General features: G+C 71.7%; 11 protein-coding genes. 8 read left to right on the forward strand and 3 right to left on the reverse strand.

What is annotated here, in order from left to right:
- The coding region (locus tag CCS38_RS11475; RefSeq protein WP_223733125.1) for a LysR family transcriptional regulator at positions 1–748 on the reverse strand (748 nt) is incomplete at its 3' end.
- Between the two features lie 96 nt (positions 749–844).
- Here CCS38_RS11475 and bla point away from each other — a divergent pair.
- Positions 845–1,759, forward strand: a complete 915-nt coding sequence (bla, locus tag CCS38_RS11480) for a class A beta-lactamase (RefSeq protein ID WP_223733126.1) — start codon at positions 845–847, stop codon at positions 1,757–1,759.
- A 53-nt stretch (positions 1,760–1,812) separates the two neighbouring features.
- A complete protein-coding gene (locus tag CCS38_RS11485; RefSeq protein WP_223733127.1) occupies positions 1,813–3,078 on the forward strand; it encodes an APC family permease in 1,266 nt (421 codons plus the stop codon).
- A gap of 27 nt (positions 3,079–3,105) precedes the next feature.
- On the opposite strand, the gene CCS38_RS11490 is transcribed toward CCS38_RS11485, so the two are convergent.
- Entirely contained in the window at positions 3,106–5,727 is a 2,622-nt protein-coding gene (locus tag CCS38_RS11490) for a PA14 domain-containing protein (protein WP_223733128.1), read from the reverse strand.
- A gap of 189 nt (positions 5,728–5,916) precedes the next feature.
- Here CCS38_RS11490 and CCS38_RS11495 point away from each other — a divergent pair, with 189 nt between their 5' ends.
- From CCS38_RS11495 to CCS38_RS11515, 5 genes are all read left to right on the forward strand, one after another.
- Positions 5,917–6,933: a LacI family DNA-binding transcriptional regulator gene (locus CCS38_RS11495; RefSeq protein ID WP_223733129.1), complete on the forward strand. Its 1,017-nt coding sequence runs from the start codon at positions 5,917–5,919 to the stop codon at positions 6,931–6,933.
- Between the two features lie 191 nt (positions 6,934–7,124).
- Positions 7,125–8,225: an ABC transporter substrate-binding protein gene (locus CCS38_RS11500; RefSeq protein ID WP_223733130.1), complete on the forward strand. Its 1,101-nt coding sequence runs from the start codon at positions 7,125–7,127 to the stop codon at positions 8,223–8,225.
- A gap of 1 nt (position 8,226) precedes the next feature.
- Positions 8,227–9,750, forward strand: coding sequence for a sugar ABC transporter ATP-binding protein (locus CCS38_RS11505; protein ID WP_223733131.1), 1,524 nt, complete (start codon positions 8,227–8,229; stop codon positions 9,748–9,750).
- Positions 9,747–10,709 (forward strand): ABC transporter permease, encoded by a 963-nt coding sequence (locus tag CCS38_RS11510; RefSeq protein ID WP_223733132.1) that lies wholly within the window; start codon positions 9,747–9,749, stop codon positions 10,707–10,709. The genes CCS38_RS11505 and CCS38_RS11510 overlap by 4 nt, the downstream gene beginning before the upstream one ends.
- Positions 10,706–11,734, forward strand: a complete 1,029-nt coding sequence (locus CCS38_RS11515) for an ABC transporter permease (protein ID WP_223733133.1) — start codon at positions 10,706–10,708, stop codon at positions 11,732–11,734. Before CCS38_RS11510 ends, CCS38_RS11515 begins: the two co-directional genes overlap by 4 nt.
- A gap of 14 nt (positions 11,735–11,748) precedes the next feature.
- Here the strand turns inward: CCS38_RS11515 and CCS38_RS11520 are convergent, their stop codons facing one another.
- The gene (locus CCS38_RS11520; RefSeq protein ID WP_372457047.1) at positions 11,749–12,381 is read right to left on the reverse strand and encodes a TetR/AcrR family transcriptional regulator; all 633 of its coding nucleotides are present in this window, start codon (positions 12,379–12,381) and stop codon (positions 11,749–11,751) included.
- Between the two features lie 178 nt (positions 12,382–12,559).
- Between CCS38_RS11520 and CCS38_RS11525 the strand changes: the two genes are divergently transcribed.
- Positions 12,560–13,846, forward strand: a complete 1,287-nt coding sequence (locus tag CCS38_RS11525) for an MFS transporter (protein WP_223733134.1) — start codon at positions 12,560–12,562, stop codon at positions 13,844–13,846.
- The last annotated feature ends 2 nt before the right edge of the window (positions 13,847–13,848 follow it).

Here is a 13,848-nt window from a genome sequence, read left to right on the forward strand (position 1 = left end):
CGGTCGCCGGCCTGCGCTCCACGCCGTCGGCGGTCAGCGTCGCGTCGGCGGTGACCAGTACCGCCTGTCCCGCCGCGACGAGCGCGAGCCCGGCGCGCTCGTCGGACACCACGACGGTCTCCACCCGCCGCCCGCGGCTGGCCAGTGTGTCGACGAACAGATCGTGGGCCGCGGGCGCCTCCTCGCGGGGCCGCACGGCGACGGGCAGCCCACGGGCCGGGGCCCGGCCGTGCGGGGCGGCGGGGGAGAGCACCCAGGTCGGGAACAGCACCACCCGCCCGGCCGCCAGACCGTGCAGCACCGCCGGGTGCCGGATCACGGCGAGGTCGAGCCGGCCCGCCGCGACGTCGGACAGCAGCGTGGCGGTCGGTGCCGTCAGCACGCTTATGCGGTTCTGTTCCCCCGTGCGTACCGGCGCCGCCGCCACGGCCGCCGCGAGTCCCGCCGGTACCTCCGGCGCCAGGCCGAGCCGGAGCCGGCGCCCGTCGGCGTGCTCCCGGGCGCCGATCTCCCGCAGCTCTCCGAGCGCGGCGAGCGCCCTGCGCGCGTGCGGCAGCAGCAGCGCCCCCTCGTCGGTCAGGACGACGCCCCGGGTGCGGTCGAACAGCCGCACCCCGAGCAGCGCCTCCAGCCGCCGCAGCCCCTGCGACAGGGGCGGCTGGGTGATCCCCACCCGCTGCGCGGCGGCCCCGAAGTGCTCCTCCTCCGCCAGCGCCACGAAGATTTCCAAGTGCCGTTCCGTGAGCATTCCACTCCTGTGGCGTGCAGCGATATCTCCTGCGAATCGATCGAGAGTCGAGAGCATATTCGACATGGGAGCGAGAGCCGCGTTTCACTCTCGGACATGACACAAGTACGTCCTTCCCGACGCACCGTCCTGGCCCTCGGCGCGGGATCCGCGCTGGCCGTCGCGCTGCCCGCGTGCGGCACGGCAACCGCCCAAGTACCGCGCGGCCAGGGGCTCTCCGGGCAGTTCAAGCGGCTCGAGCGGGAGCACGACGCGCGGCTGGGGGTGTTCGCCCGCGACCTGGCCACCGGCCGCACGGTGCGGTACCGCGCGGACGAGCGGTTCCCGATGTGCTCGGTGTTCAAGGGCCTCGCCGCCGCGGCCGTCCTGCGCGACCTCGACCACAACGGCGAGTTCCTGGCTGAGCGCATCCACTACACCAAGAAGTACGTCACGGACGCCGGCTACGCGCCGATCAGCAGCGAACCGGAGAACGTCGCGCACGGCATGACCGTCGCCGAGCTGTGCGCCGCCGCCGTCAGCCACAGTGACAACGGCGCCGCCAACCTCCTCCTCCGCGAGCTGGGCGGCCCCACGGCCATCACCCGCTTCTGCCGTTCGCTCGGGGACGAGGTGTCCCGGCTCGACCGGTGGGAACCCCAGCTGAACTCGGCGGAACCGTGGCGCACGACCGACACGACCAGCCCCCGCGCCATCGGCACGACCTACGGCCGCCTGGTCGTCGGCCGCGCCCTCGCCGCCGCGGACCGGAAGCGGCTGAAGGACTGGCTGATCGCGAACACGACCAACACCAAGCGCTTCCGCGCCGGCCTGCCCGAGGGCTGGATCACGGCGGACAAGACCGGCGGCGGGAGCGAGTACGGCGTCGCCAACGACGTGGGCGTCGCCTGGCCCCCCGGCCGCTCCCCGGTCCTCCTGTCCGTCCTGTCCACCACGCACGCCCCCGAAGGCCCCTCGGACGACGCGCTGGTCGCAAAGGCCGCCGAGCTGGTGGCGGCAGCCCTGGTCTGAGCCACGGCCCGGATTCCGTAAGCTGGCCGCCGCGCCAGCCGAGGAGGGAATCCATGGAGAAGCCGACGGCCGACACCAGTGCCCCGCACACACTGCAGCGACGCCTGGGCACGACCGACGCCGTGCTGATCGGCCTCGGGGCGATGCTCGGCGCGGGCATCTTCGCCACCCTGGCCCCGGCAGCCGCCGCTGCCGGTTCCGGGCTGCTGCTCGGCCTGGCGCTGGCCGCGGTGGTGGCGTACTGCAACGCGACCTCCTCGGCGCGGCTGGCCGCCCGCTATCCGGCCTCCGGCGGCACGTATGTGTACGGCCGCGAACGGCTCGGCGAATTCTGGGGCTACCTCGCCGGCTGGGGATTCGTGGTCGGCAAGACCGCCTCCTGCGCCGCGATGGCCCTCACCGCGGGCGCGTACCTCTGGCCGGAGCACGCACACGCGGTCGCGGTCGCCGCGGTGCTGGCACTGACCGCCGTGAACTACGCCGGGGTGCAGAAGTCGGCCCGGCTCACCCGCGCCGTGGTCGCCGTCGTCCTGGCCGTGCTCGCCGCCGTGGTGGCCGCCGTGTTCGCCTCCGGCGAGGCGGCCGCCGCCGGGCCGGCGCTGGGGACCGACCTCACCGCCGGCGGGGTGCTCCAGGCGGCGGGCCTGCTGTTCTTCGCCTTCGCCGGGTACGCGCGCATCGCCACGCTCGGCGAGGAGGTCCGCGAGCCCGCGCGGACCATTCCCCGGGCCGTCCCGGTCGCGCTCGGGATCACGCTCGTGGTCTACGCGCTGGTCGCCGTCGCCGTCCTCATGGTGCTCGGCCCGGACGGACTGGCCGGTGCCGCGGCGCCCCTGTCAGACGCCGCGCGGGCCGCCGGCGCCGACTGGCTCGCGCCGGTGGTCCGCGTCGGCGCGGCGGTGGCCGCGCTCGGCTCGCTGCTGGCGCTGATCCTCGGAGTGTCGCGTACCACGCTGGCCATGGCGCGCGACCGCCATCTGCCGCACGCGCTGGCCGCCGTCCACCCGCGGTTCAAGGTGCCGCACCGTGCCGAACTCGCGGTCGGCGCGGTGGTGGCGGTCCTCGCCGCGACGGCCGACCTGCGCGGTGCGATCGGCTTCTCCTCCTTCGCGGTACTGGCGTACTACGCCGTGGCCAACGCCGCGGCGTGGACCCTCACCGCCGCCGAGGGCCGCCCGCCGCGCGTCGTCCCGGCGATCGGCCTCGCCGGCTGCCTGACCCTGGCCTTCGCCCTGCCGGTGACCTCCGTCCTGGCGGGCACGGCGGTACTGGTCACCGGCGCGGCCGTGTACGGCATCCGCCGCGCGACCGCACGGTGACCAGGGCCGGGGCATCCGGCAGGCGTGCTAGCGGCAGCCCGCCGGTGTTGTCTGTGAGGCGTCGTGGATCAGCGCCTCGTGGGCGGCCCTGAGCCGCTGCACGTCCGGCTTCACCACCTTGCGGTCGTACGTCACCAGGCCGTTCAGCTCGCCCTCGACGTCCGAGATCTGCGTGTAGACGGCGCCGTTGCTGCCCCGGCAGGCGAGCCGGCGCACCTCGTCGAGCTTGGTGAGGTAGTCGTCCGTGTAGGTCGCCGGGTCCACATCGATGTACGACTGCTGCACCGACCACGCGTGACCGGGCACGCCGAGCCCGAGGCCGCCGTACTCGCCGCTGACCAGGGCCCGTTCGCCGTCGGGGTGCGGGGGCAGGGCCGGGCTCGGGTAGCCGTGCTCGTCCATGATGTCGCCGGTGCCGCCGTCCCGTCCGAGGTTGAGGCCCGACTGGCTGTTGATCAGTCGCGTCGGGTCCCAGGACTTGGCCTGGTCGGCGATCCGGGCCTCGTCGTACTGGCCCCAGCCCTCGTTGAAGGTGACCCACATGATCACCGACGGATGGCTGTCGTGCTGGTCGATCATCGTCTTCATCTCCCGCTCGTACTGGGCGCGGGAGGCGGCGTCCGGGCTGACGCCCGCCGTCATGGCCGGCATGTCCTGCCAGACGAGCAGGCCCAGCTTGTCCGCCCAGTAGAACCAGCGGTCGGGCTCGACCTTGATGTGCTTGCGCACGGAGTTGTAGCCCAGCTGCTTGTGCAGCTTCAGGTCGTACGCCAATGCCTCGTCCGTCGGCGCCGTGTGCAGCCCGTCCGGCCAGAAGCCCTGGTCGAGCGTGGCCATCAGGAAGACCGGCTTGCCGTTGAGCACGGTGCGCGGCGTGCCGTCGATCTTTTCGACGGAGATGGAGCGCATCCCGAAGTAGCTGCCGACGCGGTCGCTGCCGACGCGCACCTTCAGGCCGTACAGGAACGGATCGTCGGGGGACCACAGGCGCGGGTCCTTGATCCGCAGCGTCAGCGGCTCGCCCGTGCGGCCGCTCACCGTCGCCACGGGGCGCTTGCCGTCGTACGCGGTGGCCGTGACCGGCACACCGTCCCGCACGCCCCGCGCCTCGACCGCGACCGTGCCGTCCGCGACCTTCGGGGTGATCTTCAGCGAGTCGGCGTGATCGGCGGCGACCGGCTCCATCCACACCGTCTGCCAGATGCCGGACGAGGGGGTGTACCAGATGCCGCTCGGGTCCAGGCGCTGCTTGCCGACCGGCGGGTTCTCGCCGTCCTTCGCGTCGGTCGGGTCGTAGACGCCGACGATCAGCTCCTGGCTCTTGCCTGGCTCGATCGCGTCGGTGATGTCGGCGCTGAACTTGTCGTAACCGCCCTTGTGCGTGGCCACCTTGGTGCCGTTGACGTACACCTCGGCCTGCCAGTCGACGGCGCCGAAGTTCAGCTGGAGCCGCTTGCCACTGCCCACCTTCCAGCCGGGCGGGACGGTGAAGGTACGGCGGTACCACATCCGGTCCTCGTGCCGCTGGATGCCCGAGAGCTGCGACTCGACCGGGTAAGGCACCAGGATCTTCTCGCCCAGCTTCTTGCCGAAGGGCGGCCGCTCGCCGGCCTCGGCGGCGGCGAACTGCCAGGAGCCGTTGAGGTTGCGCCAGGCGTCGCGCGTCAGCTGCGGGCGCGGATACTCGGGGTGCGCGTTCTTCTCGCTCACCTCGTCGGCCCACTTGGTGCGCAGCTCGTACGTGGACCTGTTCGCACCGCTGGACCAGAACGTGCCGATCCGCTCGCCGTCCGCGCGGGCCAGGCCCGCCTCGCCGTCGTAGCGCACCTCGACGTCACCGCGCGCGTTGCCGGCCTTGTTGCCGACGACCGGCTCCTTGAGCCCGACGAGCAGCGCCTTGGGATCGGCCGGGTCCGCCTTCGCCGCGCCCAGCGGCCAGGTGCTGCCGCCGATGACCGCGTCGAGGTGATCCGTCAGACCGGCCGGCGGTGCGGCGAGCCGCTGCGGGAAATCCAGCTTGAGCGTCCGGCCGTCGCCGAGGACGGTGGCGGCGGTCGCGCCGTCGTAGTCGAAGCCGTCGGGCAGCCGGAACGCCGACTGCGGGACGGCGGCCTTGCTGCCACCGGGCGGGGTCCAGCGCAGGTGCAGATTGGAGCCGCCGTAGTGCTCGAAGTACTCGACCTTGATGTCGTACGCCTTGCCCGCGGTCAGCTCCACCGGCTGTGACGTCTGCTCCTTGTCCCAGTCGTCCACCCAGTGATCGATGGCGATCTTTCCGTCGATCCACAGGCGGAAGCCGTTGTCGGCAGAGAGGGAGAACGTGGTCGGACCGGTCTTCGCGGGGACGATCTTCCCGGTCCAGCGGACGCTGACGTCGTCCTTCTGCCCGGTGGCGTAGCCGAGCCGGGGTTCGAGGTTGTCGAAGTCGAGGTCGGGGTCGACTCCGGTGGACTTCAGCTCGTGGAAGTCGAAGGCCCCGGGCGCCGACTGGGTGTAGTACTCGCCCTTGAGACCGTGGACCGCGTCGGACTGCGGCTCGTCGGCCGCCGTGGCGGACGGCGCGGCGGCGAGTCCGGCGGCGCCCAGCGTGGCCGCGAGCAGCAGGGTGAGTCTGTCTCTGAACCGATCTCTGAACCATTTGGTGCGCACAAATCCTCCTTGTCGAGGAAGGGTGGCGACTCGTTGCCTCAGTCTGTACAACGTTGGAAGGAACGGCAGTTGGCATGACAGCACGGCTCCCCGATCCTGTCCAGGTGCGGCACAGAAGCCGGGCGGGGGAGCGTTGCGCAAGCCGGCCGGGGGAGTGTTGCGCGCACCGTCGATACCGAGGAGATCCCTTTGCGAGTGAGCCTGAAAGACGTCGCGGAACGCGCCGGTGTCTCGATCAAGACCGTCTCGAACGTGGTGAACAACTACCAGCACGTCACTCCGGGAATGCGGGCCCGGGTCCAGGCCGCCATCGACGAGCTGGGCTACCGGCCGAACATGACGGCACGTCATTTGCGCAAAGGCCGCACGGGCATCCTCGCGCTCGCCGTTCCCGAGCTCGGCAACCCGTACTTCGCGGAGCTCGCGGGTGCCGTCATCGACGTCGCCGCCGAGCACGACCTGACCGTGCTGCTCGACCACACCGGCGGCGACCGCGAGCGGGAGATGCTGGTCAGCCAGGGTTTCCGGGCCGGCGTCATCGACGGCCTGATCCTCAGCCCGCTGGAGCTGGAAGTCGAGGACCTGCGCGGCCGCGAGGACGACGTCCCGCTGGTGCTGCTCGGCGAGCGCGAGTACGACCTGCCGTACGACCACATCGCGATCGACAACGTCGCGGCGGCGCGCACGGCCGTCCGCCACCTGCTCGGCCGCGGCCGCAACCGCATCGCCTACCTGGGAGTGCGTACCGACTCGGCGAACCGCCCCGCGCACCTGCGGCTCGCGGGCTGGCGGGAGGAGCTGACGGCGGCGGGCGTGCCCGCGCCGGACAGCCTGATCGGCCCGACCGGGGGCTGGGACCGGGGGGACGGGGCCGAGGCGATGGCGCGGATGCTGGATGCCGGGGTGCGGCCCGACGCGGTGTTCGCGTACAACGACCTGGTGGCGATCGGCGCGATGCGGGTGCTGCACGAACGGGGGCTGCGGGTGCCGTGGGACGTGGCGGTGGTCGGCTTCGACGACATCGCCGAGGGACGGTTCGGGGCCGTCAGCCTGACCACGATCTCCCCGGACAAGCGCGCCATCGCCCGGCTGGCCGTCGAGTCGCTGCTGCGCACGCTGGAGAACCGTGCGGAGGCACCCGCCGGGCGGGAGCTGACCGCGGAGTTCCGGCTGGTGGAGCGGGAGAGCACGCTGGGCCGTCGCTGAGTCAAGTCACCGCGGTGCAGCGGCGGTCGCGCCGTGCGTGCGACCGAAGACGACGCTCGGCATTTCGTACGCGAAGGGTTGTCAGCGTACTTGCAACGATGTAAAACCCTCACCTGAGCCACCAGTTGCCTGCACGTTCCGAAGTCCCCGCGAGCGTTCCGCGCACCGGGGCCGTGCCATTTGGGGACACCATGAAGCCGATCTCCGCCCTCCGTCGCACCTCCGCGAGAGCCCTGCTCGCCACCGGCCTCATCACGAGCCTCGCGCTCGTCTCCGGCTGTGCCAAGTCCGAGGACGACGCCGCGGCGGACAAGAAGCCCGCCGCGCAAGGCGGTTCCGGCGGAGCCGCCGCCGCGTCGGGCACCGGTGCCGGCGGCAGGACGTGCACGATCGACGCCTTCGGCGGCAAAAAGCTCGACCTGAAGAACGCCACCGTGGGCTTCTCCCAGTCCGAGAAGGAGGCGAACCCCTTCCGGATCGCCGAGACCGCCTCCCTCAAGGCCGAGGCGGAGAAGCGCGGCATCACACTGCTCACGGCCAACGGCCAGTCGCAGTTCTCCAAGCAGATCAGCGATGTGCAGGACCTCATCGCCAAGGGCGCCGACCTGCTGGTCATCGCGCCGCTCAACTCCGACGGCTGGGAGCCCGTACTGCGTTCCGCGCGCGCCCGGCACATCCCCATCGTGACCGTCGACCGCAAGATCAACGGTACGGCCTGCAAGGACTACGTCAGCTTCATCGGCTCGGACTTCGTCGAGCAGGGCAGGCGCGCCGCCGACCAAATGATCGAGGCGACCGGCGGCAAGGGCGAGATCGCCATCCTGCTCGGCGCCGCGGGCAACAACGTCACCACCGAACGCACCAAGGGCTTCGAGCAGCGCATCAAGGAAAAGGCGCCGGGGCTGAAGGTCGTCTTCCAGCAGACCGGCGAGTTCTCCCGCGAGAAGGGCCAGTCGGTCACCGAGCAGCTCATCCAGTCCAAGCCCGGCATCGACGGGATCTACGCCGAGAACGACGAGATGGGCCTCGGTGCAATCAACGCGCTCAAGGGCGCGGGCAAGCAGCCCGGCGACGTCAAGATCGTCACCGTCGACGGCACGCGCAGCGCCGTCCAGGGCATCGTGGACGGCTGGATCGACGGCGTCATCGAGTCCAACCCGCGCTTCGGACCGCTCGCCTTCCAGACCCTGGACGCCTTCACCAAGGGCGAGAAGGTGCCGCAGGACATCGTCATCAAGGACAGCGCGTACACGAAGGACAACGCCGAGACCGACCTCTCGAAGGCGTACTGAGGTGCTGTCGGTCACCGGCATCAGCAAGACCTTCCCCGGCGTACGGGCGCTCGACGGCGTCGACTTCACCGCCCGCGCCGGGGAGGTGCACGCCCTCATCGGCGAGAACGGCGCGGGCAAGTCCACCCTCATCAAGGTCCTGACCGGCGTGTACCGGCCGGACCCGGGGGAAGGCACGATGACGTACAACGGCGCCGAGGCATCCTTCGCCACCCCGCTCGAAGCACAGCACGCGGGCATCTCCACCATCTACCAGGAGGTCAACCTCGTCCCCTTGATGAGCGTGGCCCGCAATCTCTTCCTCGGCCGCGAGCCGCGCAACCGCCTCGGCCTGATCGACTTCCGTCGGATGCACCGCGCGGCGGACGAGGCACTGCGCGAGCTGGGCGTACGCGTCGACGTCCGCCGCCCGCTGCGCGAACTCGGCGTCGGCGCCCAGCAGATGGTGGCCCTGGCCCGCGCGGTCTCGGTGGACGCGCGCGTCGTCATCATGGACGAGCCGACCTCCTCCCTCGAACCGCGCGAGGTGCGGACCCTGTTCGGGGTGATCCGTATGCTGCGCGAGCGCGGCATCGCCGTGGTCTACGTCAGCCACCGCCTGGAGGAGCTGTACGAGATCTGTGACGCGGTGACCGTGCTGCGCGACGGCAGGGCCGTCCACACGGGCCCCATGGCCGGCCTCGACCGGCTGCGGCTGGTCTCCCTGATGCTGGGCCGCGAGGCCGGCGCGGTACGCGAGGAGGGCCGCACCGAATTCACCGGCGCCCGCCATGCCACGGACGCGGAACCAGTGCTGTCAGCAAGGGAGTTGACTGCACGCCACAATCTGCATGATGTCGGTGTGGACGTACGGCCCGGTGAGGTCGTGGGGCTCGGCGGGCTGCTCGGCTCCGGCCGCAGCGAGACCGCGAAGGCGATCGCCGGCGCGCTGCCGCTGGACTCCGGAACGGTCGTGGTGGCGGGCGCCCCCGTCCGCACCGGCTCCCCACCCGCCGCGATCCGCGCCGGCATCAGCCTGCTGCCCGAGGACCGCAAGGCCGAGGGCATCGTGCCGGGCCTGTCGGTGCGGGAGAACATCGCACTCGCCGCACTGCCCCGCCTGTCCCGGTTCGGCCTGGTCGACGAGGCCCGGATCGACCGCATCGTCGACACGTTCGTCCAGCGGCTGCGCATCAAGGCGGCGGGGCCGCACCAGAAGGTCGGCGAACTCTCCGGCGGCAACCAGCAGAAGGTGCTGCTCGCCCGCTGGCTCGCCATGCACCCGAAGGTCCTGCTGCTCGACGAGCCGACCCGCGGCATCGACGTCGGCGCCAAGGCCGAAGTGCAACGGCTCATCGACGAGCTCGCCGCCGACGGCCTCGGCGTCCTGCTGATCTCCTCCGACATGGAAGAGCTGATCGAGGGCGCGGACCGGATCGTCGTCCTCAAGGACGGCGCCGTCGTCGAGGAGCTGACCGGCGAAGCCGTCACCGCCGACTGCCTGATGCGCGCCATCGCGACCGCGCCCGTGGGAGATCCCGCATGACCCAACTGACCCTGGGCCGGGCCACCGCCGACCGCGACCGGCTCCGCCGCCTCCTCCAGGACTACGGCGTGTACCTTGGCGTCGCCGTACTCCTCCTGGTGAACATCGCCTTCACCCCGCACTTCCTCTCCGCCGAGAACTTCCGCACCCAGGCCGTGCAGGTCGCGCCCGTCCTGATCGTGGCGCTCGGCATGGCGCTGGCCATCGGCACCGAGGGCGTCGACCTGTCCGTCGGCTCGGTGATGGCCCTGGCCACCTCGCTCGTCTCGCTCTACCTCGGGTACGGGCCGTGGATCGCGCTGCTCGTCGCGGTGGCCGGCGGCATCGTCGTCGGCCTCGCGAACGGCTCGCTCATCGCCTTCGTCGGGGTGCAGCCGATCGTCGCCACACTGGCCCTGATGGTGGCCGGCCGCGGGCTCGCGCTCGTCCTGCTTCCCCAGCTCAAGCAGGTGCACGACCCCGGCATGGCGGCCCTCGGCTCCGGTGCCGTACTCGGCATCCCCTACCTGGTCCTGATCGCCGCGGGCCTCGCGCTGCTCACCGCCTTCGTGGTCCGCCGGACCACCTTTGGCCGGCAGCTGCTCGCCCTCGGCGACAGCCGCCCGGCCGCGCGCCTGGCGGGCCTGCCGGTACGCCGCGTACTGATCCTCGTCTACGCCGCCTCCGGAGCGCTCGCCGCGGTCGCCGGCGTCCTGGCCACGGCGCGGCTCACCGCCAGCGATCCCACCTCGCTCGGCACCCTGATGGAGCTGTCCGCGATCACCGCCGTGGTCGTCGGCGGCACTCCGCTCAGCGGCGGCCGGGTACGCATCGGCGGCACGGTCGCCGGCGCCGTCCTGATCCAGCTGCTGACCGCCACACTCATCAAGCACGACCTGCCGCCGTCCTGGACCCAGATCGCCCAGGCCGTGGTGATCGTCCTCGCGGTCTACGCGGCCAGGGAACGGGGGAAGCGATGACCACCGCCGATGTCCGCGATCCGGTACCGCAGTCGGCCGGGCCCGAGGAGGCGGCGGTCGACGCACCGCGGCCCGCCGAGCGGCTGAGCGCGCTCGCCCAGCGGCACGGTGCGCTGGTGACGTTGGTACTCGCGGTGATCGCCGCGGCCCTCACCTTCGAACCCTTCCTGACGGCCGACAACCTCCAGAACATGGCCCTGTCGTCCGCGTTCCTGGCGATCGTGGCGCTCGGCATGACGTTCGTCATCGTCACCGGCGGCATCGACCTGTCGGTGGGCTCGCTGTTCGCGCTCGGCGGCGTGCTCGCGGCGTGGGGCTCGCAGTACGGCACGGCAGTGGCGCTGCTGCTCCCGCTCGCCGTCTGCGGCATCGTCGGCCTGCTCAACGGGGTACTGATCGCCCGCTCCCGGCTCGCCCCGTTCATCGTGACGCTCGCCGCGATGCTGGGCGCGCGTGGCCTGCTGCTCGCCGTCACGGACGAGGGATCGCAGACGTACCTCGTCGACAAGGGCACGTTCTTCGCGACGCTCGGACAGGGGCGGCTGCTGGGCGTGGGCGTGCCCGTGTGGATCGCGCTGACGCTGTTCGCGGCCGGCGCGCTGGTGCTCCGCCGCACCCGCTTCGGCCAGTACGTCTACGCGGTCGGCGGCAACGAGGACGCGGCGGCGCTGATGGGCGTGCCGGTCGCCCGGACGAAGATCACCGTGTACACGCTGTCCGGGCTGTGCGCCGGGCTCGCCGGGGCACTGAACGCGGCCTGGCTGGTCTCCGGCGTCACCATCCTCGGCTCCGGCATGGAGCTGGAGGCGATCTCCGCCGTGGTCATCGGCGGCACGCTGCTGACCGGCGGTGCCGGTTTCCTCAGCGGATCGCTGGTGGGCGTACTCCTGCTGAAGGTCATCCAGAACGTCATCAACCAGATCGGCTCCCTGGACTCCGCCTACCAACAGGTCGTCAGCGGCGCGTTCCTCGCGGTGGTCGTGGTCGCCCAGACGTGGCTGGGGCGGCGGGGGCGCCGGACCTGAACCGCTGCCGGGCCTCAGTCCGCGGGCTCGGTCCGGCCCAGGAGCTGGAGCAGCGTGCGGAAGGCGGCGGGCATGTCCACGGCCGCGGGGTCCAGCAGCCACTGGAACTGCATCCCGTCCATCACCGCGATCAGCAGCGGCGCCGCCTCCTCCGGCGTACGGCCGCCGGGCAGCCGGTCGCCGAACTCGGCGCGCAGCGAGGCGGTCACCGACTCGCGCACGGTGGCGTAGCGGTGGGCGAAGAACTCACGCGCGGGGTGCTCCTCCCCGGTCACGCTCTCGCCGAGCAGCGCGGAGAAGGTCTGCACGATGCCCGGGCGCATGGCGTTGTACTCGACGAGTGAGGCGTACAGGTCCAGCGGCCAGGGCTCGCCGTGCCGCGGGGAGCCGCCGCCGGTGTCCCAGGCGTCCCGCGCCTCCAGCACGGCGACGAGCAGCGCCTCCTTGGTGGGGAAGTGGTGCAGCAGGCCCTGCTGGGTGATGCCGACCCGCTCGGCGACCGCGTTCAGCGAGGCGCCCCGGTAACCGCGCTCGGCGATCACCTCCAGCGCCGCCCGGAGGATCTCCGCGCGGCGGTCCTCGCCGCGCACGGCCCGCCCCCGCCGCGCTTCCCGTTCCTTCGCCACGGACCGATCATTCGCTGCCACGGGCCCGAGCCTAAACGACGAAACGGTCCGGCCCCTTAAAAGTAACGAAGATATTACGAAGCCTACCGCGTTACAGGTGGCTGGGCCACGATGCTGCGAACCGCAGGGAGCCCGCCACTTGATGGCGTGATTCCTCCCTGTCCGAGCCGCTTTTTCACCTCAATGAGGAGGTACGGCAGTGGATCAGGCAGCTGCCCCCGCTTCGGCTTCGGCCACCACGTCCGCCGAGTCCGCGAGCACCGACCCGGACGCGGAAAGAGCCCCGCGGGGCTTCGTACTCCGGCTGGGTCTCGCCAACTTCGGCCTTTACAGCGCCCTGCTGACGCCCGTCATCGTCACCATGGCGCTGCGCGTCGCGGACGTCGCACCACGGAACAAGGAATCGGTACTGGGCCTCGTGCTCGGCGTCGGCGCCGTCATGGCGGTGATCGCCAACCCGCTCTTCGGCAGGCTCTCGGACCGCACCCGCTCCCGCTTCGGGCGGCGCCGTCCCTGGCTCGTCGGCGGCCTCCTCGGCGGCCTGCTGGGTCTGACGGTGATCGCCTTCGTTCCCGCCGTCCCCGCCCTCGTCATCGGCTGGGCCCTCGTCCAGACCTCCTTCAACGCCGTGTACGCGGCCCTCATGGCGACCATCCCCGACCAGGTGCCCGCGGCCGCTCGCGGCAGCGCCTCCGGCGCCATCGGCACCGGCCTCACCGCCGCCGTACTGGCCGGCTCGGGCATCGCCGCGCTCAGCTCCGACGCGCGCGTGATGTTCCTGCTGCCCGCCGTCCTGACCGTCGTACTGGTCGGCTGGTTCGTGTACAAGCTGGACGACCGCGCGCCCGCCGACGCGCCCGAGCCGTTCTCCGTCAAGGAGTTCCTCGGCAGCTTCGTCTTCGACCCGCGCCGCAGCCCGGACTTCGGCTGGGCCTGGCTCACCAAGTTTCTTGTCATGTTCGGTTCAGTAGCGCCGATGACCTACCTGGCCTACTACCTGCCCTTCCGGATGGGCGTGAGCGCCACCGCCACGGCGAGCACGGTCGCCGTACTGGTCGCCGCGGGCTACGCCGTCCAGTCGGTCACCGCCGCGGCCGGCGGCCGGCTCTCCGACCACTTCGGCCGCCGCAAGCCCTTCGTCATCTGCTCCGGGCTCGTCGTCGCCGCCGGACTCGCGCTGCTCGCCGTCGCCCCGGACCTCACCTGGATCATCGTCGCGCAGTGCGTCATGAGCGTCGGCGGCGGGCTCTTCTACGCCGTCGACATGGCGCTGATCACCCACGTCCTGCCCGACCCGGACAACGCCGCCAAGGACCTCGGCGTCGTCAACATCGCCAACGCGCTGCCGCAGTCCCTGATGCCGATGATCGCGCCCTTCCTCCTGGCGATCGGCGGGGGCGGGAACTACCCGCTGCTCTTCGGCGTGGCCGCGGCCGCCGCGCTCGTCGGTTCGGTACTCGTCTCCCGCATCAAGGGCGCGCGATGAAC

The sequence above is a fragment of the Streptomyces purpurogeneiscleroticus genome (assembly GCF_020024005.1).
In the GTDB taxonomy this organism is placed as follows: domain Bacteria; phylum Actinomycetota; class Actinomycetes; order Streptomycetales; family Streptomycetaceae; genus Streptomyces; species Streptomyces purpurogeneiscleroticus.